Here is a 20,879-nt window from a genome sequence, read left to right on the forward strand (position 1 = left end):
CGCCAGCACGGAAGCGGCCGTGCCGCCTGACGCCCCAGAACAGGCCGCCGCGGCGCAGGAAGAGGCGCTGCCCCTGTTTTCGGAACTCGGCCTGTCCGAACCCATCGAACGCGCCATTGATGAAATGGGATACCGTCATCCCACCCCCATTCAGGCACAGGCCATTCCCTATGTGCTGATGGGCCGCGACGTGCTGGGCGTGGCCCAGACCGGCACGGGCAAGACCGCCTCGTTCACCCTGCCCATGCTCGAGATCCTGCAGGGCTCGCGTGCCCGGGCGCGCATGCCGCGTTCGCTCATCCTTGAGCCCACGCGCGAGCTTGCGCTGCAGGTGGCCGAGAATTTCGTCAATTACGGCAAGCACCTCAAGCTGACCCATGCGCTGCTGATCGGCGGCGAGAGCATGGCCGAGCAGAAGGAAGTGCTCAACCGCGGCGTGGACGTTCTGATCGCAACGCCGGGCCGCCTGATCGACCTGTTCGAGCGCGGTGGCCTGCTGCTGACCCAGACCAAGCTGCTGGTGATCGATGAAGCCGACCGCATGCTCGACATGGGGTTCATCCCCGATATCGAGAAGATCGTGGGCATGCTCTCGCCGCTGCGCCAGACGCTGTTCTTCTCGGCCACCATGGCGCCCGAGATCCGCCGTCTGGCCGATGCGTTCCTGAGCAACCCCAAGGAAATCACGGTCAGCCGCCCCTCATCGGTCGCCTCCACCATCGAGACCGGGCTTGCCATTGTCGATGCGGCTGACAAGCGCCGCGCGCTGCGCAAGCTGCTGCGTGAGGCGGACATGCAGAACGCCATCGTGTTCTGCAACCGCAAGCGTGATGTTGATGTGCTGTGCAAGTCCCTCATCAAGCATGGCTTTTCAGCCGGTGCGCTGCATGGCGACCTGCCGCAGTCGGTCCGGTTCTCGACGCTTGAGGCATTCAAGTCCGGCGCGTTGCAAATCCTTGTCTGCTCGGACATCGCCGCACGCGGAATCGACATTGGTGGCCTGTCGCACGTGTTCAACTTCGACCTGCCGTTCCATGCCGAGGATTACGTGCACCGAATCGGCCGCACGGGCCGTGCGGGCCGCACCGGCCATGCCTACAGCCTCGCCACCCCTGACGAGGAAGCCCTGGCCCAGGCCATTGAGAAACTGACGGGCAAACCCATACCCCGAATCGAGGTCAAAGGCGTGGACAACCTGGAATGGTCGGATGAGCCGCGCCCTGCTGGCGGCCGACGCAAATCCCGCAGCGAGGGTGGATCGCGCCGCAAGAGCAACGCGGCCACCCCTGCCCCCGCACCGGCAGCACCGGTGGAGGAAGCAGCACCCGCGCCGAAACCTTCGCGCAGCCGCCCTGCACCCGCCACGGGCGCGGGTCGCCGCGATCAGGGCCTGCTGCCCGCCGCCCCCGACCATGCCATTACCGGGTTTGGCGATGATATTCCGGCCTTCATGCAGTTGCCGCGCCGGGAAAAGCCCGTCGTCCCGGCTGACGAATAAACAGAACCCGCATGGAACAGGACATGGCCGGTGCCACCCGGGTGGTGGCGCTTGGCAATGACGGGGATGGCATAGCCGAGACCCCGGCCGGCCGGATATTCGTGCCCGGCGCCGTGCCCGGTGATGTGGTGGCCCTTGGCGCGGCCCATGGCACGCACGCTACCCTTGATCGCATCATCACCCCCGGCCCGGACCGGGTCACGCCGCCCTGCGCCCTGTTTGGCCAGTGCGGTGGCTGCCGCGTGCAACAGATGGCACTGCCCGCCCTGCTGGCATGGAAAGCCGGGCGCGTGCTTGATGCGCTGCACCGCGCGGGCTTTGCCACCATCCCCACCCCTGCCACCGTGCAGGTGGCCCCGCAGGGGCGGCGGCGCGTTGACCTTGCCTTCCGCCGTGAAGGCAGGCGCATCGTGCTCGGGCTGCATCGCCGCCGGGGTGATGTGGTGGACATGACTGCGTGCACCCTGCTCGACCCCGCCCTGTTCGCCCTGCTCTCCCCGCTGCGCGACATGCTGCATTCACTGCCCGGCGTGCATGCGGGTGGTGACCTGCAGATCAACATGCTCGATAGCGGGCCGGACCTGCTGATTACGATGGATGGCACGCCGGATGCCAATGACCGGCGCATTCTGGCGCAGTTCAGCAAGGCGCATGGCATACCGCGCATCTCGCTGGGCGGCACGCCGCCTGAAACGCTGGCGCTGAACGGGCCGGTCTTTCACCATTTTGATGGCGTGCGCGTAACACCACCGCCCGGTGCCTTCTTGCAGCCCGCACGCAGGGGTGAAGACGCCATCAGGGACGCCGTGCTGGCTGCACTCCCCACCAAGGGGCTGAAGGCTGGCATCATCGAGCTTTATGCGGGCTGTGGCACGCTTTCCTTTGCGCTTGCCGCCCATGCCAAGGTTCTGGCCTATGAAGGGGACCGGGCGGCGCTGGCCTGCCTCAAACAGGCCAGTGGCGGCACCCGCGTGCTGCCCGCACTGCGCGACCTGAACCGCCAGCCGGTCATGGCGGCCGAACTGGCCAAGGCGGCTGCCGTGGTGCTTGACCCGCCCCATGCGGGCGCAGGCGCGCAGATGGCGCAGATCGTGGCGGGCAAGCCGCGCCATGTCATTTATGTCAGCTGCAACCCGGCTGCCCTGCAGCGTGACCTGGCCCCGCTGCAACAGTTGGGCTACCGGCTGGAGCACCTGACGGTAATCGACCAGTTCCTGTGGTCAACCGAGGTCGAGGCCGTGTGCGTGCTCAAGCTGCCGGGTGCGGGTAAAAATCACCGGCGCTGAAACAGACAAAAGTTTTTGGTGAAGCCTTTTGCAAAAAGCTTAAAAAAAAGCCGCCTTTTTTCAAAAAGGCGGCACCCAGAAACGTCTGTCTTTTATCTTCGGGCCTCAGACGTGGAAGCTTTCCCCGCACCCGCAGCGGCCCTTTTCATTGGGGTTGGTGAAGGTAAAGCCGGATTCAAGCTGCTTGACCTCGTAATCCATCACCGAGCCGATCAGGAACAGCGTGGCCTTGCGGTCCACCAGCAGGGTCACGCCCTTGTCCACCACCACTTCATCGCCGGGGCCGGCCTGTTCCACAAAGCTCATGTCATAGGCATGGCCCGAACAACCCTTGGTTGAAACCGCGATGCGCAGCAGATGACCTGCGTTCTTGGTCTGGTAGAGTTTTTCCAGCCGCGCCGCCGCCCGGTCCGTCAACGTCATGAGCGGTGGCAGGGCGCGGCGGGCGGGGGCCTTTGCGGGTGCGGCAGTCTGGTGTTCGGTCATGGCACAGTCCCCTTTGAGGGTTCAGAACATGTTCAGGGCAAGGCGGGCGTCTTCGCTCATGCGCGACATGTCCCATGGCGGCTCCCACACGATCTCGACCGTGGCGGAGGTCACCGTCTCGATCTTTTCCACGGCTTCCTTCACCTGCACGGGCAGTTCCTGCGCGCTGGGGCAGTTGGGGGCCGTGAGCGTCATCTCGACCTTGACCGATCCATCCTCATGCAGGTCGATGGCGTAAATCAGGCCAAGTTCATAGATATTGACCGGAATTTCGGGGTCATACACCGTGGCGATCGCCTCGATGACCGATTCCTCGTCGGGCATGCCCGCCCTGGCTGCGGGGGCAGGCACCTCGCCATCCGGCGTCCAGGCCGATACGGGGGCTGCTTTCTCGGCAGGCGCATCGCTGGCCTCAAGGGAAAAATGCCCGGTCTCTTCCGCCATGCCGATGGCAGGCTCTACCTGATTTTTCTCGTCCATGAGACTTTCACCTGTCTTTATCATCATTGAGCATATCAATCAGTGCCGACCACGGCAGCAGGGCGCAGCGCCTGCGCGAACGGTGCTGGTGCAGGGGCGCAAAAGCCGAAAGCTCGCCCAGCCCCTCCGGGGCCATGCCGGTTTCAACCGCCTCGACCAGTTCCGCGTGCAGCCTGCCCACATGCGCGCGGTCCTGGCCCGTTACCCGCCCGGCCATGAGGTCGGCGGAGGCAGCGCAGATGGCGCAGCCCCGCGTTTCATGCCGAATCGCCTCGATCCGCCCCTGCCCGTCCAGCACCGCATGCAACTGCACCCGGTCGCCACAGAGCGGGTTGGACCCCTGCCCGTTCAGCGTGGCGGCGGATAGTGGCCCGGCATATTGCGGCGCCTTCGCACGTTCCAGCACCACGGTACGGTACAGATCATCCTGCGCCATCATCGACCATCAGACAAAAAAGCCACGGATCTGCTCCAGCGTCGCGGCCAGAAAATCGATTTCCTCCGGCGTGGTATAGATGCCGAAGCTCGCCCGTGCCGTGGCCGTCACCCCCAGCCTGCGCATGAGCGGCTCGGCACAGTGATGGCCTGCCCGCACCGCAATGCCGTTGCGGTCCAGCAGGGTGGCAATATCGTGCGGGTGCACATCCTTCATGGTGAAAGAGATCACCCCCCCGCGCTGTGGCGCCGTGCCGATCACCTTCAGCCCGTTGACATGGCCCAGCGCCTCAAGCGCGTAGGCCGTCAGCGCATCTTCATGCGCGCCAATCGCGTCAAACCCGATGGACTCGATATAGGCAAGGGCAGCACCCAGTCCAATGGTCTCGATGATGGCAGGCGTGCCCGCCTCGAATTTATGCGGCACGTTCGCCCAGGTCGAGCGCTCGAACGACACGGTGGAGATCATGTCGCCACCCCCGAGGAAAGGCGGCATTGCCTCCAGCAGTTCACGCCGCGCCCACAGCACGCCAATGCCGGTGGGGCCATACAGCTTGTGCCCGGTCACGACATAAAAGTCAGCGCCGAGTTCCTGCACGTTCACCCGGCGGTGCACGGCAAGCTGGCTGCCATCCAGCAGCACCTTCGCTCCCGCCGCATGCGCCATGTCGATAATGGCGCGGGCATCGGTAATGGTGCCCAGCACGTTCGACATATGGGTAATCGCCACCAGCGCCACCCTGCCATCGGCCAGGTTGGCCTCCAGCGCCTCCATGTCCAGCGCCCCGTCATCGGTGATGGGGGTGATGCGCAGTTCAATGCCCGTGCGGTCACGCAGCATCTGCCACGGCACGAGGTTGGCGTGGTGTTCCATCTCGGACACCAGCACCACCTGCCCCGGCTTCAGCAGCCCGCCATAGGAATGGGCGACGAGGTTGATGGCCTCGGTGCTGTTGCGGGTAAAGACGATTTCCTCCCGCGCGGCGGCACCCAGAAAGCGGGCGACCTGATCGCGCACGGCCTCATACGCCTCGGTGGTGCGCTCGCTCATCCAGTACAGGCCACGGTGGATGTTGGCGTACTGGGTACGCATGGTCTCGGCCATGCAGTCGATCACCTGCCGGGGCTTCTGGGCCGAGGCGGCGCTGTCAAGAAACACCAGATCCCTGCCATGCACCTTCTGGCCCAGGATGGGGAAGTCGGCGCGGACATGGCGCAGGCTGCCAGCCGCATCGACGGGCGTGATGACGCTCTGGTCCATCAGGCGACCTCCCGCTTCCACCAGGCTTCCACCGCAAGGTTCAGGCTGTCCTTGAGCCGTGCGTCATCTATCTGGTCCACCACGTCATGCAAAAAGGCGCGGATCAGGATGGAACGGGCCGCCTCACCGGGGATGCCACGGCTGCGCAGGTAGAAAAGCTGGTCATCATCGAGCGCGCCCACGGTCGCGCCGTGGCTGCACTTGACGTCATCGGCGTAGATCTCGAGTTCGGGCTTGGCGTCGATCTCGGCAGTGTCCGACAGCAGCAGGGCCTGGTTCATCTGGTAGCCATCGGTCTTCTGGGCAATCCGCTCGACATGGATCTTGCCCTGGAACACGCCGCGCGCATGATCGGCCAGCACGTTCTTGACCGTCTGGCGCGAGATGCAGTCCGGTGCCCCGTGCGTGATCACGCTGGTCAGGTCGCCATGCTGGTGGCCCGCCAGAAGCTGTGCGCCGTTCACATGCACGCTGGCCCCTGCGGCATTCAGCCCGGCATGCACCTCATGGCGCGACAGGCTGGCGCCCAGCGTGAGCGTAAAGCTGTCATACACGCCACGGCTGGCCACGCGGGCGTGGCTGACGGCAAGGTGCAGCGCCTTTTTGCCCTCCGCCTGGATACGGGCATGCGACAGATAGCCGCCTTCCTGCACCGTAATGTCATAGAGCGGGTTATGCAGGTAATAGCCCCGCCCCACAGCCGCATCGAGCACGGCCAGCCTGCCGCCCTCTTCCACCACAATGCGGTGCTGCGGGTGGAAGGACACCGGCGCATCCTCGCCTGCAAGGCCGATGCTGACCAGCAGCAGGCAGCCTGCATCCACGCCTGCGGGCACGACCAGCGCCAGTCCGTCATCGGCCAGCACGGTATTGAGCGCGGTGGTCACGTCGCCCGCCGGGTCAATCCCGTCGCGCATTTCAGCTGCCGGGTCAAAGGCCGCAACCCTGACTCCCTGGGGCAGGCGCGAGCGCCCGGCATCAAAACGGCCATTGACGAACACGGCCCGACTGGCCCCGGCCCCGAGGCCCGATATGGTCTCGACCTCGGCCAGCAGCGTATCGACCGCGCCTGCATCGACATCGCGCCTTGCCGCAGCAAACGGCACATCGGCCAGCGCGCGCAGCGAGGTGTATTTCCATGCCTCCACGCCCGCGCGCGGCAGGCCAACCGTGCGCAGGTAGTCGGCGGCCCTGAGCCGCGCGGCATTCCCCTTTACGTCACCCCGGTCAAGAAAGGCTGAGGGACTGATCCCGACCGGTGCAATGGCGTTCACGCCGCCTCCGAGAGGAACTGGGCATAGCCCTGCGCCTCAAGCTGCCTGGCCAGTTCCGGCCCGCCGCTATGGATGATGCGGCCTTTCGCCATCACATGGATGCGGTCGGGCACGATATAGTCGAGCAGGCGCTGGTGATGGGTGATGACCAGCGCCGAGAAATCAGGCGAGCGCAGCGAGTTCACGCCCTCCGCCACGATGCGCAGGGCATCGATGTCCAGCCCGCTATCGGTCTCGTCAAGAATGGCGAAGGATGGCTGGAGCATGCGCATCTGCAGCACCTCGTTGCGCTTTTTCTCGCCACCCGAGAAGCCGACATTCACGTTGCGCTTGAGCATCTCGTCGGACATGGACAGATGCTTGGTCTCCTTGCGCACGGCCTTGAGGAAGGCCACGGCATCAAGCTCGTCCATCCCACGCGCCCGGCGCACGGCGTTGACGGCGGTGCGCAGGAAGTTGGCGTTGTTCACGCCCGGCAGTTCCACCGGCGTCTGGAACGCAAGGAACAGGCCAAGGGCCGCGCGCTCTTCAGGCTCGAGGGCCAGCAGGTCCTGCCCCTTGAAGGTGGCCGTGCCACCCGTCACCTCATAATCCTCGCGCCCGGCCAGCACATAGGACAGGGTGGACTTGCCCGAGCCGTTCGGCCCCATGATGGCATGGACCTCGCCTGCCGGGATCTCGAGATCGACCCCGCGCAGGATTTCCTTGTGGGCTTCCCCATCATCGATGCGGGCGCACAGGCCATTGATGCTTACGAATTGCTTGCTCACGTCTTTGAATCCCTGTTAGCCCACGCTGCCTTCTAGGCTGATCTGCAGAAGCTTCTGGGCTTCCACGGCGAATTCCATCGGCAGTTCCTTCAGAACGTCCTTGCAGAACCCGTTGACGATCAGCCCCACCGCATCTTCTTCCGACAGGCCGCGCTGGCGGCAGTAGAACAGCTGGTCTTCCGATATCTTGGAGGTTGTCGCCTCATGCTCCACGCGCGCGGACATGTTGCGGTTCTCGATATAGGGCACGGTATGCGCCCCGCACCGGTCACCGATCAGCAGGCTGTCGCACTGGGTGAAGTTACGGCTGCCCGCGGCCTTGGGCATCATCCGCACCAGCCCGCGATAGGTACTGTCGGACTGGCCCGCGCTGATGGTCTTGGCGATGATGGTCGAGCGCGTGTTGCGCCCGATATGGATCATCTTGGTGCCGGTATCGGCCTGCTGGTGGTTGTTGGTCACCGCCACCGAGTAGAACTCGCCCACCGAGCCTTCCCCCTGCAAAATGCACGACGGATACTTCCACGTAATGGCCGAGCCGGTTTCAACCTGCGTCCATGAAATCTTGGAGCGCGCGCCACGGCACGCCCCGCGCTTGGTCACGAAGTTGTAGATGCCACCCTTGCCGTTCTCATCGCCGGGGTACCAGTTCTGCACGGTGGAATACTTGATCGAGGCATCTTCCATCGCCACGAGTTCGACCACGGCGGCGTGAAGCTGGTTCTCGTCACGCATCGGCGCGGTGCAGCCCTCAAGGTAGGAGACGGAGGCTCCGTCCTCGACAATGATCAGCGTGCGCTCGAACTGCCCGGTGTTGCGGGCATTGATGCGGAAATAGGTCGAGAGTTCCATCGGGCAGCGCACGCCCTTGGGCACGAACACGAAGGAGCCATCGGTAAACACGGCGGCATTCAGCGCTGCGTAGAAATTATCCGTCACCGGCACCACGGAGCCGAGATACTTGCGCACGAGTTCGGGGTGCTCCTGCACCGCCTCCGAGATCGGGCAGAAGATCACGCCCGCTTCCTGCAAGGTCTTGCGGAAGGTGGTGGCGACGGAAACGCTGTCAAACACCGCATCGACTGCTACCGGCGGGCGGGCTTCCTCCCCCTCGGGCAGTTCCACGCCAGCCAGCATCGCCTGCTCGTGCAGCGGGATGCCCAGTTTCTCGTAAGTGCGCAGCAGTTCGGGGTCGACTTCCTCAAGCGACTTGGGACCGGGCTTCTTGCGCGGTGCCGCGTAGTAATGCACGTCCTGGTAGTCGATGGGCGGGTAATGGACCTTGGCCCAGGTCGGCTCGCGCATTTCCAGCCAGGAACGGTAGGCTTTCAGCCGCCATTCCAGCAGCCACTGCGGCTCGTTCTTGCGGCTGGAGATGAGGCGGATCGTATCCTCGTTCAGGCCCTTGGGGGCGATATCCATCTCGATATCGGTCTCGAACCCCCATTTATAGGTGTTCTGGCCCAGGGTTTCGACCGTCTTGCGGGTTTCGGCTACTGCCGGCATGTGTCTTTCCTCCCCTGTATCAGGCCGTGGCCTCGGGCCCGTCGGGCATGGGCGGCACGTGCAGGCCGCCCAGTCTGTCGGTTACTGTATGGTTCTTCATGTCAGCCAGCGTAATGGCTGAAAGCGCATGGCGGATGGCGGCATTGACCATATCCCACTGCCCGCCCAGCCCGCAGGTGGAGCGCGCATCGCAATCGCCCCCATCAACGCAGGTGGTGAGCGATATGGGGCCATCGATGGCCTGGATCACGGCGGCGATCGAAATCTCCTCCAGCGGCTGGGCCAGCCTGTAGCCACCGCGCGCGCCGCGCTGCGAGGTCACGATGCCCTGCGTTGCCAGGATCTTGAGCACCTTCGCCACCGTGGGTTCGGGAATGCCGGTCGAACGCGACAGGACAGGCGAGGTGGTGACCTCGCTCTTCTGCCCCAGCCGGACCAGAGCCACCACGGCGTAATCGGTCAGTTTCGACAGTTTCAGCATTCCGCTCTCCCGTACGTCCTGAGCCCGTATCCATAATTGGACCAGAACAGTACTGTTTCCTGAAGTTTCAGATGGGCTACCAGCCGGGCGCCGTCAAGTCCAATCGTAACGCAGTCATGCCCTAGCCGATCCCGGTTCCGAATATCAGCTGCAATAACACGGACAGGCCACACCCCGCCAGAAAACCGACCAGCGTGCCATTAAGCCGGATATACTGCAGATCCTTGCCCACGCGCAGTTCCAGCCGGTCGCTCAGGCTTTCGGCATCCCAGCCGTTCACGACCGAGTAAATAAAACGCGACATGCGATCACGCAGGAAGGGCAGGCTGCTCACGATCATGTTGCGCGCGGCGTCTTCCACGCGCTTGCGCATGGCAACGTCATTATACATCTGGTCGGCCAGGCGCTGCAGGGCGTCACGCACCAGCGTTGCGACCCAGCTTGTCTCGCCCTTGCGCATGTCCTCTTCAATCACGCCGCGCAGGCGGTGCCACACGTCGCTGCTCCAGCCGCGCACGCTGTCATGCGTCAGCACGCCCATCACGGCATTCGTGATCTCGCCGCGCCGCACGGGGTCGAGTTCGATCCGGTCGATCTCGGTGCGCACCCAGGTGGTGAAGCCTTCGCGCAGCTCGGAGTTCTGCGGGTCGATGCGGTCGAGTTCCTGGCTTGCGGCCAGCAGCACCTTGGTGGCGATCGAGCCGCCAATGGCCCAGCCCAGCACGCGGCCGCCCTGCTCGCGCACGCGGTCCTCGATCATCATGCGCAGGGCGGGTTCCTTGGCCTTGATCCCTTCCTTCAGCCTTGAAAGCAGGAAGGACAGCACCTCCTGGTGGCAGTCGCCCTCCACCATCGCGCGCAGGCTGCGGGTCACGATGGGGGCGATCTCCTCACCGCCCAGCAATGTGGGCAGCAGGCTGGCGATGGCGGAACTCGCGCGGCCATCTTCCAGCCGGTCGAGCACATGGGGCACGGAGCCGAGCACGGCGCGGTTGACCATCTCCGCCGTTTCGGGCTCCTGGAGGATATTGCCAATGAGCGAAGGCAGGTCGATGCGGCTGAACGCGGCCTCCACCTCCTTTTCCGTAAACACGTTGTTCGAGACGAACCGCCCGAGCGCCTGCGCCAGCCGCTCCTTCTGGGCGGGCAGGATGGCGGTGTGCGGAATCGGCAGCCCCATGGGCCTGCGGAACAGCGCGGTCACGGCAAACCAGTCCGCAAGTCCTCCCACCACGCCCGCCTTGGTGCCCGAGCGCAGGATTTCAAGCCAGGGGCGATCGGCCAGCCAGCCCATCTGCGGCAGGGCGTAGCCTGCCACCGTCAGCCCCGCCATGGCGGCCAGCAGCCCCGTTGCGGACCGCTTGTAGCGCAACAGGGTGCGCCGTGCATCCTGGTCCGTTTGTGGAATACCATTCATGAAGTCACTGATACCATTGTCTCCCCGCCAGCCCAAGCAACACTCGATATAACGCCCCAAATAGACGTGAATAAACCACGCGGGACATTGCAGCCTGCCGCCGAACATGGGATTTGGGGGGCAGAACCATGACGACCTTTCATGACAGGACAACCCGATGACCGAAGCCGCCGCGCGAAATGTGTCCGACCTGCTCGCGCAGGCCAGCCAGCTGATCGCAAGCCATGACGAGACCGCATCGGGCAGCCCCGTCATGGCGCTGGCCCGCCAGATTGGCCGCCAGATGAGCAGTGGCGCCCTGCCGATGGACGTGGTGGAGGACATCGTACGCCTTCTGCGCGACCGCGCCTTTGCAGGCCGCGCCCACCATATCGCCACCTATCTCGACGGGCCGGATGAACAGGCCGTGACGGAGCGCATGCGCGATGTCGCCCGCCGCATCGTGCAGCCTGACCCGACCGACAGCCCGGTGCCCATCGCGCGCTTCCGCGCCGCCATCGAGCGCAGCCGCTTTGCCGCCGTGTTTACCGCGCACCCCACCTTCGCGCTGGCCAACCCGGTCTATGAGGCGCTGGCCGAACTGGCCTCCACCAACCCCGCCACGGCGCCCGACCATGTTCCCGCCTTCCTCACGCACCGGCGCGTGGGGCCACCCACGCTGGATGAGGAGTTCACGCTCGCCACCCAGGCCATCCTGCGCGGACGCAATGCGCTGGACCGGCTCAACACCATCTTGCTGTCAGAGGCGCGTACCCACTGGCCGCAGCTGTGGTCCACGCTGGTGCCGCGCCCCATCATCATGACCAGCTGGGTCGGCTACGACACCGATGGCCGCACCGATATCGGCTGGTGGGACACGCTGCGCCTGCGCCTGCGCATGAAGCAGTTGCAACTGGGCCGCCTGCAGGCCCAGCTCGCGCCCCTCGCCTCCTGCGCCAATGACCTCCACGCCCGCGTGGCCACGGCCCTTGAGGCCGTGACCGCCCAGATCGCCGCCTGCCCCACCGGCCCCGAGCCTGAAGGCGTGTCGCGCTTTGCCGATGTGCTGATCAACCGCAGCACGGAGGCCCTGACCAGCAGCAACGACCTGCGCGCAGCCTTCAGCGAGGCGATCGACGCCGCCACCACCGAGGACAGGATGGCCCTGGTGGTGGCGCAGGCGGGCTTCATGGCGCACGGGCTTTCCGCCGCCCACACGCATACGCGCCTCAACGCGACCCAGTTGCACAACATCGCCCGCCAGCGCCTGAACATTACCGACAGCCCCGACATTCCCGCCCAGCGCCGCGCGCTGATCAGCCGCATGAACGAGGCGCTGGACACGGTGGAGCCGGTCGAGATCGATTTCGGCTCGCTGCTGATGGAGCAGGCCAGCGCAGGGCGGCTGATGATGACGGTGCGCCAGATCCTCCGCCACATCGACCGCACCAGCCCCATCCGCTTCCTCATTGCCGAGACCGAGACCGGCTACACCCTGCTCGCCGCGCTGTGGCTGGCGCGGCTATACGGCGTGGAGGACATGATCGAGATCTCGCCTCTGTTCGAGACGCAGGACGCGCTGGAAAACGGCGAGCAGATCATCGAGGAGGCCCTGCGCTCGCCGCACTGGCGGGCCTACCTGCAGCGCACGCGCAAGCTGAGCCTGCAGTTCGGCTTCTCCGATTCCGGGCGGTATGTGGGGCAGCTGGCCGCGACCTACCTGATCGAGCGGCTGCGCATCAAGGTGTGCGACCTGCTACGCAAGTGGGATCTCGCCTTCGTGGAGGTGATCCTGTTCGATACCCATGGCGAGAGCATCGGCCGCGGCGCGCACCCCTACCGGCTGGCCGACCGCTTTGACTACCTCTCCCCGCCGCATGCCCGCGCCCGCTACACCCGCGCAGGCATCCAGCTGCGCGAGGAAACCGCCTTCCAGGGCGGGGATGGCTACCTTATGTTCGGCACCCAGGCCCTGGCCGATGCCACGGTCAGCATCATTGCCGAGCACGCCTTCGCCACCAGCGCGCTCGACCGCGACCCGGTTTATGACGAGCCGGATTTCTCGGCCGATTTCTTCTCCACCATCGCCAATGGCATGACCGGGCTGGTGGAAGACCCCGGCTATGCGGCGCTGCTCGGCGCGTTCGGTCCCTCGCTGATCGACAAGACCGGCTCGCGCCCCTCGGCGCGGCAGAGCGACGCCGCCTCCACCGTCACGCGCATCAAGCACCCCAGCCAGTTGCGCGCCATTCCCAACAACGCCATCCTGCAACAGCTTGCGTGGTGCGCGAATACGTTGCAGGGGCTGGGCACGGCGGCGGCCCGCCACCCCGAAACCTTCGAGAAATACCTGGCCGAGAGTCCGCGCTTCCGCCGTGCCATGGATTTCGCGGCCCACGGCCTGGCCCATTCCGACCACGGGGTGCTGCGCGGCGTGATCCGCCTGCTCGACCCCGACATGTGGCTTGAACGCGCCACCACCCAGCGCGACGCGGGCGCGCAGGCGGCCTGCCTGACCCTGATGCACGGGCTGGAACAGCTTGATTTCTGGGCCTCCACACAGGCCATGTTCCGCCGCATCCAGTCAGATCACCTCGCCCTGCGCCGCGCCTGGCCCGAAGCGCCGCGCATGCAGCCCGATGAACTGCTGCTGCATGCCATCCGCATCGCCCTGATCGAGCAGATCTGGATGCTCTCCACCCGCGTGCCCTACTTCTCGCCCCGGCATGCCTTCTCGCGTGATGTCATGACGCTGAAGGTGCTGTGCCTGGAAGTGCCCGCCGTGCTCAAGGAACTCGAGCAGATCTTCCCCTATCGCTCCGATGGCGGTTTCGACCTCGACTTCCACGAGCCGCACGGCCCGCGGCAGGAAGGGACCTACAGCCGCGAATACACCGAAATTTTCGAGCCGATGCAGCGCCTGTTCCAGATGGTGCGTGAAATCAGCACCGGCGTGATGCACCATGTTGGCGCATTTGGCTAAGCCTGCCCCGCGCAACGGGTGGCGGGTGAGCGAACCGCCCCCGCCCTACGGGGTGCCCCTGCCCCAGACACCCGCCATCAGGCGGGTGGTCGCCCAGAACCCCGGCCCCATGACCGGCAACGGCACCAATAGCTGGCTGGCGGAACATGCGGGGGGCTGCGTGGTCATCGACCCCGGCAGCGCGGAACCCGCCCATCTCGATGCCCTTGTGGCGGCAGCGGCCGGGCGGCCGCTGACTCACATCATCCTGACCCACACCCATCATGACCACCTTGATGGCGCCCGCCCGCTCGGGCAGCGTCTGGGCATTCCGGTCTGTGGCTTCCATGCCAGCGAAGACCCGGACTTCACCCCCGATACCGGCCTGCATGATGGCGACCGGATTGCGGGCCTGCGGGTCCTGCACACGCCCGGCCATGCCAGCGACCATATCTGCCTGGAAACAGCGGATGGCATCATTTTTACCGGCGACCATGTCATGGGCTGGTCCACCACCATGATCCCGCCCGCGCCCTATGGCTCGGTGCGGCAGTTCCTGCGCAGCATGGACATCCTGCGCGCCCGCAGGGCCCGGCTGCTGCTGCCTGCCCACGGCCCCGCCATAACCCGGGTGGAAGCCTGCATCGACGGCCTCGTCGCCCACCGCATCGCGCGCGAGGAGAGCATCATGGCGCTGATGCCAGCCCGGCCAAGCACGCTCGATGAGATCGTGGACGGCCTGTACCACAACCTGCGCCCCGGCCTGCGCCGCGCCGCGCGCCTGAACCTGCAGGCCCATCTTGAAAAACTGCTTGAGGACGGGAAGGTCCTTTTGCATGGCGACCATTGGGCAAGAACAACAGCCTGACAGGAAGCCATGAGACTTTCCGGATGCCGCATTTTCTGAAGCTTTTTGCAAAAAGCTTCACCAAAAACTTCTGATCGCTGGCAGCGCCTTGTGCGCAGCGCCTCACAACACAAAAAAACCGGCCCCCTTTCGGGAGCCGGTTTCTTTTTGATGCTCTCTTTTGAGAAAGATCAGGCGGACTGCGCCATGATCTCTTCCGCAACGTTGCGGGGCACCGGATCGTAGTGGTGGAACTGCATGGTAAACGACGCACGGCCCTTGGTCATGGAGCGCAGGTGCGAGATGTAGCCAAACATTTCCTTCAGCGGCACGGAAGCGCGGACCATGACGGTCGACCCTGCGGTTTCCTGGCTCTGGATCATGCCACGGCGGCGGTTAAGGTCACCCACCACGTCACCCACGTGATCGTTGGGCGTGGTCACTTCCACATCCATGATCGGCTCGAGGATGACCGGACCGGCCTTCTTCATGCCTTCACGGAAGCAGGCCTTGGCCGCGATTTCGAACGCCAGCGCCGAGGAGTCGACATCATGGTACTTGCCATCGAGCAGCGTGAACTTGAAGTCCACCGTGGGGAAGCCCGCGAGCACGCCGGTCGTGGCCTGGGCCTGGATGCCCTTGTCCACCGCCGGGATGTATTCCTTGGGCACCGTGCCGCCAACGACCTTGTTCTCGAAGGAGATGCCTTCGTTACGCTCGACCGGCGCGAACTCGATCTTCACTTCCGCGAACTGGCCCGAACCACCCGACTGCTTCTTGTGGGTGTAGGTCTCGGTATGCGGCTTGGTGATCGTTTCACGATACGCCACCTGCGGCGCGCCGATGTTCGCGTCCACGCCATATTCGCGGCGCAGGCGGTCGATGATGATGTCGAGATGCAGCTCGCCCATGCCGGACAGAATGGTCTGGCCGGTTTCCTGGTCGGTCTTCAGGCGCAGGGAGGGATCTTCGCCCGACAGCTTCTGCAGCGCCAGCGTCATCTTCTCCACGCCGTCCTTCGTCTTCGGCTCGACCGAGATGTCGATGACCGGGATCGGGAAGGTCATGCGCTCGAGCACGACGGGGTCGGTCGGGTCGGCCAGCGTGTCACCGGTCTGGCTGTCCTTCAGGCCCACGAAAGCGGCGATGTCGCCCGCGTGCACTTCAGACAGTTCCTCGCGCTTGTCGGCATGCATCTGGTAGATGCGGCCGATACGCTCCTTGTGGCCCTTGGTGGTGTTCAGCACCGTGTCACCGGTCTTGAGCACGCCACGGTAAACACGCACGAAGGTCAGCGTGCCGTATTTGTCGTTGATGATCTTGAAGGCGAGGCCAGCAAACTTGCCATCGGGGTCAACCGGGATGATCGGCAGCTTGTTCTCGTCAACTTCCTCGTCTTCCGGCGGGGCAATGCGGATGCCTTCCACGTCGTTCGGCGCGGGCAGGAAGTCGATCACGGCATCGAGCAGGGGCTGCACGCCCTTGTTCTTGAAGGCGGTGCCGCACAGCACGGGGCGGAAGTCACCGGCGATGGTGCCCTTCTTGATGCAGCGCTTGAGCGTTGCAACGTCCACGTCGCCCTTGTCGAAGTATTCTTCCATCGCGGCGTCATCAACGGACAGCGCGGTGTCGAGCAGGTTCTGGCGCGCCTCGGCGGCCTTTTCCTTCAGGTCGGCGGGAATTTCCTCGTAGTGGAACTTCGCGCCAAGCTCGCCGCCTTCCCACACGATGGCGCGCATTTCGATCAGGTCGACCACGCCAACGAAGTTCTCTTCCGCGCCGATGGGCAGCTGCAGCGGAATCGCCACGATGTCCAGCTTCTCTTTCAGCGTGTCGAACGCGTAGTAGAAGTTCGCACCCGTGCGGTCGAGCTTGTTGATGAAGATGATGCGCGGCACGTTGTAGCGGTCAGCCAGGCGCCAGTTGGTCTCGGACTGCGGCTGCACGCCGGCAACGCCTTCGATGATGAAGATCGCGCCATCGAGCACGCGCAGCGAGCGGTTGACTTCGATGTTGAAGTCGATGTGGCCCGGGGTGTCGATGATGTTGATGCGGTGGCCTTCCCACTCACACGTCACGGCAGCCGAGGTGATCGTGATGCCACGCTCACGCTCCTGCGCCATGTAGTCGGTGGTGGTGTTGCCTTCGTGCACCTCACCGATCTTGTGGGACACACCGGTGTAATACAGGATGCGCTCGGTGGTGGTGGTCTTGCCGGCATCGATGTGCGCGGTAATACCGATATTGCGAATCAGGGACAGATCAGACTTGGCGGACACGGGGGAACCTCCACAAGACAACACGGGCGCGAAGGGGAACCTTTCCCTTTCGCGCCTGCCGGAACCGTAAGCTGCTTCCGCCCTCAGTCTCTTTCAACCTGGACGACGCAGACCGGCACAGCGGAACAATGCGCCAGACTTCAGTCAGGCTTTTTGACAGCACCGGCCGCCCGCCCGCAATTGCAGGCAGGTGGCCAGGGCGCGTGTCAGGCCACGGCGGCCTTCTTTTCCTGAACGCGCAGGATGCGGCGCTTCACCGTCATGGCTTCGGGCGTCAGCTTGCGGTTCGGGGTGGACAGCAGGAACGAGTCCAGCCCGCCATTGTGCTCGACCGTGCGCAGCCCGTTGGTGGTCATGCGCAGGGGAACGGCCGTGCCGAGAATATCGGACAGCAGCGAGGTTTCCTGCAGGTTGGGCAGGAAGCGGCGGCGGGACTTGTTGTTGGCGTGGCTGACGTTGTTACCGGTCAGCACGCCCTTGCCTGTGATCTGGCAGCGGCGAGACATTTTATCATCCTCGGATATAACTTTGGCCGAGGCATAAATGCCCGGCAAGGATCGTCTAGATTAGGCGCGGCTTATCGCCAAACCACCGCCATCCGTCAAGACGCATAAGCATGATTCGGCATATTTTGTATGCAAAAGGGCTGAAACGACCCCGTTCCAGCCCTTTCATGGCCCCTTGATTCAGGCCGCCCCGCCTTCATGGTCGGGATGCAGCTCGCCTGCCTGCACGCTGTGCAGCGCGTTTTCAAGCAGGTCCTGCATGGCCTCGCGCCCCATGGTGCGCGACAGCAGGCCAAGCGAGCCGCCAAGCAGGGCGGAGGCAATGGCCATGGGCGGCAGGTTCTCGCCCAGCATGTATTCGATGGCCTTGTCCACCACCGCGCCGCAATGGCTCAGCTCGGGGGGGATGGCGTCGCCCTCGGGGGGCGGGTTGGTCTTGTCCGTCATGTCACGGCTCCTTTTCGCGTTATCCCTGATATGTACCGCCTTGCCGCCCCTGACCAGTGCGGGGCGGGCATGAAAGGGGTCACAAGCCCGCGCGAGGGGCTTCACCCGCGCTCGGCATCCTCCTCCGCCTGGGCGGCCCACATGCCCGCGTACAGGCCGCCACGCTCAAGCAGGGCGCGATGCGTGCCGCGCTCGAGGATGCGCCCCGCGCCCATCACAAGGATTTCATCCACGTCCACGATGGTGGAAAGCCGGTGGGCGATGATGAGCGTGGTGCGGTTGGCCGCCACCGCGCGCAGGGCGGTCTGGATTTCGTGCTCGGTGCCGGTGTCGAGCGCGCTCGTCGCCTCATCAAGCAGCAGCACGCGCGGGTTCTTGAGGATGGTGCGCGCTATGGCCACGCGCTGCTTCTCGCCACCCGAGAGCTTGAGCCCCCGCTCGCCCACCCTTGTCGCGTAGCCTTCGGGCAGGCTCATGATGAAGTCATGGATGCAGGCCAGCCTTGCCGCCTGCTCCACCTCCGCCTGCGTGGCGCCAAGGCGGCCATAGGCGATGTTGTAGCCGATGGTGTCATTGAACAGGATGGTATCCTGCGGCACCACGCCAATGGCCCCGCGCAGGGCGGCCTGCGAGTAGTCGCGGATGTCGTGGCCATCGACCATGATGCGGCCTGCGGTCACGTCATAAAAACGGAACAGCAGGCGGCTGATGGTGGACTTGCCCGCCCCCGTCGGCCCCACGATGGCCATCCGGTGGCCTGCGGGCACGTGAAAGCTGATGCCACGCAGGATCTCGCGGTCGGGGCGGTAGCTGAAATGCACGTCCTCGAAACGGATATCGGCGGCCGGTGCCTCATCAAGCCGCGCGGGCAGGCTCAGGGCGCTGGCAGAATCGGTAATGTCGGCGCGTTCATCCATCAGGCCGAACATGTGCTCGAGATCGACGAGGGAATTGCGCAGCGAGGAATACACGCTGCCCAGGAAGTTGAGCGGCAGGTAAAGCTGCATGAGGTAGGTGTTGACCAGCACGAAGTGCCCCACCGTCATGCGGCCTGCCTCCACATCGCGCCCGGCCATGAGCATGACCGCGATCAGGGCCGTGGCAATGATCGCCGCCTGCCCGAAATTGAGCCCGTTGAGCGAGATCTGGGTGCGGATGGCCGCGTGCTCGTAGCGGGCCTGGGCATCCTCGTAGCGCTGGCGCTCGTGTTCCTCGTTGCCGAAATACTTCACGGTCTCGTAGTTGAGCAGGCTATCGAGCGCCTTCCAGCTTGCCTCGCTGTTGATCTCGTTCATCTGTCGGCGCAGGCCGATGCGCCATGAGGTGAACTTGATGGTGAACACCACATACGCCGCCACCGCCGCCAGCATCACCACGGCATACCGCCAGTCGAACAGTCGCCAGATGACGAGAATGACCATCAGCGCCTCGATCAGCGTGGGCACCACGTTGAACACGCCCACGCGCAGCAGCGTCTCGATGGCTTCCGTGCCACGCGCGATGGCCCGCGTCACCCCGCCGGACTGGCGGTTGAGGTGAAAGCGCAGCGAGAGCTGGTGCATGTGCGTAAAGCTCTGCATGGCCGCAATCCGGCTGATGCGGTAGCGCAGCGGGGCGAACAGGGCATCACGCAACTCACCCAGCCCCGCGGCGGCCATGCGCAGCAGGCCATAGCCCACGATCAGCAGGAGCGGCATCATGGCAACGCCCCCCGCATGCGGCTGGAGCGCATCGATCACGCGGCTATAGGCATAGGGCACGCCAATGGTGGCCACCTTGGCCGCGACCAGCAGCACGCACACCCCCACCACGCGCAGGCGGGTGCGCGGGTCATGGCGGGGCCACAGATAGGGCAGCAGGCCGCGCAAGGTGGCGGCGGCGGAACGTTCCGGCCTGTCGGGCCGGGCCTTGGGGGAAACAGCCATAGCACCCGCATGTGGCACACGCCGCCTGTTTTGCAACCCATATTCCCACGTACTGGCAGGGCAGGCTGGCATTGTCAGGCCGCAGGGCAGCCGTTATGCCAGCCTCAACCCGAAGGACAGGGATGAAACATGTCACGCAGCCTTGAAGGTTTCTTTCGTCATATCGCCGCCTGCAACACGGCGGTGCTGCCCGGCGGGCGGCTGGAGTTCCGGCTCGGCGCCACGCCCGCGGGCTGGGTGCAGCCCGCCCTGCTGCCCGTGCTGCTCGAACACGGCATGACCCATGCGGGCAACACGGTCACCCTGGCCGACCCCGCCCGGCTCGAACCCATTGGCGAGGCCATGGCGCAGGCGGGCGTGTACCGCTCGCACCACGAACTGTTCGATGTCTGGACCGACATGGCCCAGCCCCCCGTGGCCCGCATCGACCGGGGCGCGCTGCCGCTGTTTGGCCTGATGGCGGCGGGCGTGCACCTCAATGGCCTCGTGCGCCTGCCCCACGGCCTGCATCTGTGGATCGCGCGGCGCGCCATGACCAAGCGCCTCGACCCCGGCAAGCTCGACCACCTCGTGGCGGGCGGCATACCGGCGGGCCATACGGCGGCCGAGGCCCTGTTCAAGGAAGCGGCGGAGGAAGCCAGCCTGCCAGCCGAACTGGTGCGGCGCGCCCGCCCCACCGCCGATATCCGCTACGCGCTCGACCGCCCCGAAGGGCTGCGCCGCGACGTGCTGCACTGCTTTGAGCTGGAACTGCCGCCCGACTTCACGCCCACCCCCGCCGATGGGGAAGTGGAGGAATTCCGCCTGATCCCGATCGAGGAAGCCTATGCGCTGGTGCGCGACACGGATGCATTCAAGTTCAACGTCAACCTCGTGCTGATCGACCTGTTCCTGCGCACGGGACTGATCGATGCCGCAAGCCCCGAAGGCCAGCGCCTGCGCCAGGGCCTCGCCAATGGGTTCGAGCCGGGCGGGGTCGGCCAGGGTGACCGTGTTGCCCGCATGGGTCATGCCGTGTTCGAGCAGCACGGGCAGCAGGG

The 20,879-nt window shown here is 65.0% G+C and carries 18 protein-coding genes; 5 read left to right on the forward strand and 13 right to left on the reverse strand.

Annotated elements, in window-relative coordinates:
• Positions 1-19 precede the first annotated feature (19 nt).
• Positions 20-1,498: a DEAD/DEAH box helicase gene (locus HNW77_RS14575; RefSeq protein ID WP_338033796.1), complete on the forward strand. Its 1,479-nt coding sequence runs from the start codon at positions 20-22 to the stop codon at positions 1,496-1,498.
• 23 nt (positions 1,499-1,521) lie between these two features.
• The gene (locus tag HNW77_RS14580) at positions 1,522-2,784 is read left to right on the forward strand and encodes a class I SAM-dependent RNA methyltransferase (protein ID WP_241694500.1); all 1,263 of its coding nucleotides are present in this window, start codon (positions 1,522-1,524) and stop codon (positions 2,782-2,784) included.
• Positions 2,785-2,889: 105 nt separating this feature from the next.
• Here HNW77_RS14580 and HNW77_RS14585 read toward each other — a convergent pair whose 3' ends face one another.
• The 9 genes from HNW77_RS14585 to HNW77_RS14625 all read right to left on the reverse strand — a co-directional run bounded on the left by HNW77_RS14585 (position 2,890) and on the right by HNW77_RS14625 (position 10,894).
• Positions 2,890-3,270, reverse strand: a complete 381-nt coding sequence (locus tag HNW77_RS14585) for a HesB/IscA family protein (protein ID WP_172158598.1) — start codon at positions 3,268-3,270, stop codon at positions 2,890-2,892.
• Positions 3,271-3,291: 21 nt separating this feature from the next.
• Positions 3,292-3,750, reverse strand: a complete 459-nt coding sequence (locus HNW77_RS14590) for an SUF system Fe-S cluster assembly protein (RefSeq protein WP_172158617.1) — start codon at positions 3,748-3,750, stop codon at positions 3,292-3,294.
• A 7-nt stretch (positions 3,751-3,757) separates the two neighbouring features.
• Positions 3,758-4,186: a Fe-S cluster assembly sulfur transfer protein SufU gene (gene sufU / locus HNW77_RS14595; protein ID WP_172158619.1), complete on the reverse strand. Its 429-nt coding sequence runs from the start codon at positions 4,184-4,186 to the stop codon at positions 3,758-3,760.
• A 9-nt stretch (positions 4,187-4,195) separates the two neighbouring features.
• Entirely contained in the window at positions 4,196-5,446 is a 1,251-nt protein-coding gene (locus HNW77_RS14600; RefSeq protein ID WP_172158599.1) for an aminotransferase class V-fold PLP-dependent enzyme, read from the reverse strand.
• Positions 5,446-6,720, reverse strand: a complete 1,275-nt coding sequence (gene sufD, locus HNW77_RS14605) for a Fe-S cluster assembly protein SufD (protein ID WP_172158600.1) — start codon at positions 6,718-6,720, stop codon at positions 5,446-5,448. The genes HNW77_RS14600 and sufD overlap by 1 nt, the downstream gene beginning before the upstream one ends.
• Positions 6,717-7,490 (reverse strand): Fe-S cluster assembly ATPase SufC, encoded by a 774-nt coding sequence (sufC, locus tag HNW77_RS14610; RefSeq protein WP_172158601.1) that lies wholly within the window; start codon positions 7,488-7,490, stop codon positions 6,717-6,719. The genes sufD and sufC overlap by 4 nt, the downstream gene beginning before the upstream one ends.
• A 15-nt stretch (positions 7,491-7,505) precedes the next feature.
• Positions 7,506-8,996, reverse strand: a complete 1,491-nt coding sequence (sufB, locus tag HNW77_RS14615) for a Fe-S cluster assembly protein SufB (protein ID WP_172158603.1) — start codon at positions 8,994-8,996, stop codon at positions 7,506-7,508.
• Between the two features lie 19 nt (positions 8,997-9,015).
• A complete protein-coding gene (locus HNW77_RS14620) occupies positions 9,016-9,477 on the reverse strand; it encodes an SUF system Fe-S cluster assembly regulator (protein WP_061272163.1) in 462 nt (153 codons plus the stop codon).
• A 121-nt stretch (positions 9,478-9,598) separates the two neighbouring features.
• Complete coding sequence (locus HNW77_RS14625) at positions 9,599-10,894, reverse strand: DUF445 domain-containing protein (protein ID WP_172158604.1); 1,296 nt, start codon at positions 10,892-10,894, stop codon at positions 9,599-9,601.
• Positions 10,895-11,051: 157 nt separating this feature from the next.
• Here HNW77_RS14625 and HNW77_RS14630 point away from each other — a divergent pair, with 157 nt between their 5' ends.
• Positions 11,052-13,856 carry a phosphoenolpyruvate carboxylase gene (locus tag HNW77_RS14630; protein ID WP_172158606.1) on the forward strand — a complete coding sequence of 935 codons (2,805 nt, stop codon included), beginning with the start codon at positions 11,052-11,054 and terminating at the stop codon, positions 13,854-13,856.
• Complete coding sequence (locus HNW77_RS14635) at positions 13,837-14,703, forward strand: MBL fold metallo-hydrolase (protein ID WP_172158608.1); 867 nt, start codon at positions 13,837-13,839, stop codon at positions 14,701-14,703. Before HNW77_RS14630 ends, HNW77_RS14635 begins: the two co-directional genes overlap by 20 nt.
• A 170-nt stretch (positions 14,704-14,873) precedes the next feature.
• Here the strand turns inward: HNW77_RS14635 and fusA are convergent, their stop codons facing one another.
• From fusA to HNW77_RS14655, 4 genes are all read right to left on the reverse strand, one after another.
• On the reverse strand, positions 14,874-16,961 hold the full coding sequence (gene fusA, locus HNW77_RS14640; protein ID WP_172158609.1) for an elongation factor G: 2,088 nt from the start codon (positions 16,959-16,961) through the stop codon (positions 14,874-14,876).
• Between the two features lie 206 nt (positions 16,962-17,167).
• Positions 17,168-17,467, reverse strand: coding sequence for a 50S ribosomal protein L28 (rpmB, locus tag HNW77_RS14645; RefSeq protein WP_061272153.1), 300 nt, complete (start codon positions 17,465-17,467; stop codon positions 17,168-17,170).
• 180 nt (positions 17,468-17,647) lie between these two features.
• Entirely contained in the window at positions 17,648-17,914 is a 267-nt protein-coding gene (locus tag HNW77_RS14650; protein WP_172158611.1) for a hypothetical protein, read from the reverse strand.
• 101 nt (positions 17,915-18,015) lie between these two features.
• Entirely contained in the window at positions 18,016-19,839 is a 1,824-nt protein-coding gene (locus tag HNW77_RS14655) for an ABCB family ABC transporter ATP-binding protein/permease (RefSeq protein ID WP_187353271.1), read from the reverse strand.
• Between the two features lie 129 nt (positions 19,840-19,968).
• Here HNW77_RS14655 and HNW77_RS14660 point away from each other — a divergent pair.
• Positions 19,969-20,879: NUDIX hydrolase (locus HNW77_RS14660; RefSeq protein ID WP_172158614.1), on the forward strand; the 911-nt coding region annotated here is incomplete at its 3' end.

The organism is Komagataeibacter melomenusus (assembly GCF_013155395.1).
Lineage (GTDB): Bacteria > Pseudomonadota > Alphaproteobacteria > Acetobacterales > Acetobacteraceae > Komagataeibacter > Komagataeibacter melomenusus.

What these genes read in the sequence shown, in the direction of transcription:
- HNW77_RS14600 (WP_172158599.1), bottom strand. Translation starts at nt 5,446, where the DNA reads ATGGACCAGAGCGTCATCACGCCCGTCGATGCGGCTGGCAGCCTGCGC.
- HNW77_RS14655 (WP_187353271.1), bottom strand. Translation starts at nt 19,839, where the DNA reads ATGGCTGTTTCCCCCAAGGCCCGGCCCGACAGGCCGGAACGTTCCGCC.
- HNW77_RS14620 (WP_061272163.1), bottom strand. Translation starts at nt 9,477, where the DNA reads ATGCTGAAACTGTCGAAACTGACCGATTACGCCGTGGTGGCTCTGGTC.
- sufU (WP_172158619.1), bottom strand. Translation starts at nt 4,186, where the DNA reads ATGGCGCAGGATGATCTGTACCGTACCGTGGTGCTGGAACGTGCGAAG.
- HNW77_RS14625 (WP_172158604.1), bottom strand. Translation starts at nt 10,894, where the DNA reads ATGAATGGTATTCCACAAACGGACCAGGATGCACGGCGCACCCTGTTG.
- HNW77_RS14635 (WP_172158608.1), top strand. Translation starts at nt 13,837, where the DNA reads ATGTTGGCGCATTTGGCTAAGCCTGCCCCGCGCAACGGGTGGCGGGTG.
- HNW77_RS14650 (WP_172158611.1), bottom strand. Translation starts at nt 17,914, where the DNA reads ATGACGGACAAGACCAACCCGCCCCCCGAGGGCGACGCCATCCCCCCC.
- HNW77_RS14590 (WP_172158617.1), bottom strand. Translation starts at nt 3,750, where the DNA reads ATGGACGAGAAAAATCAGGTAGAGCCTGCCATCGGCATGGCGGAAGAG.
- rpmB (WP_061272153.1), bottom strand. Translation starts at nt 17,467, where the DNA reads ATGTCTCGCCGCTGCCAGATCACAGGCAAGGGCGTGCTGACCGGTAAC.
- sufB (WP_172158603.1), bottom strand. Translation starts at nt 8,996, where the DNA reads ATGCCGGCAGTAGCCGAAACCCGCAAGACGGTCGAAACCCTGGGCCAG.
- HNW77_RS14580 (WP_241694500.1), top strand. Translation starts at nt 1,522, where the DNA reads ATGGCCGGTGCCACCCGGGTGGTGGCGCTTGGCAATGACGGGGATGGC.
- HNW77_RS14585 (WP_172158598.1), bottom strand. Translation starts at nt 3,270, where the DNA reads ATGACCGAACACCAGACTGCCGCACCCGCAAAGGCCCCCGCCCGCCGC.
- HNW77_RS14630 (WP_172158606.1), top strand. Translation starts at nt 11,052, where the DNA reads ATGACCGAAGCCGCCGCGCGAAATGTGTCCGACCTGCTCGCGCAGGCC.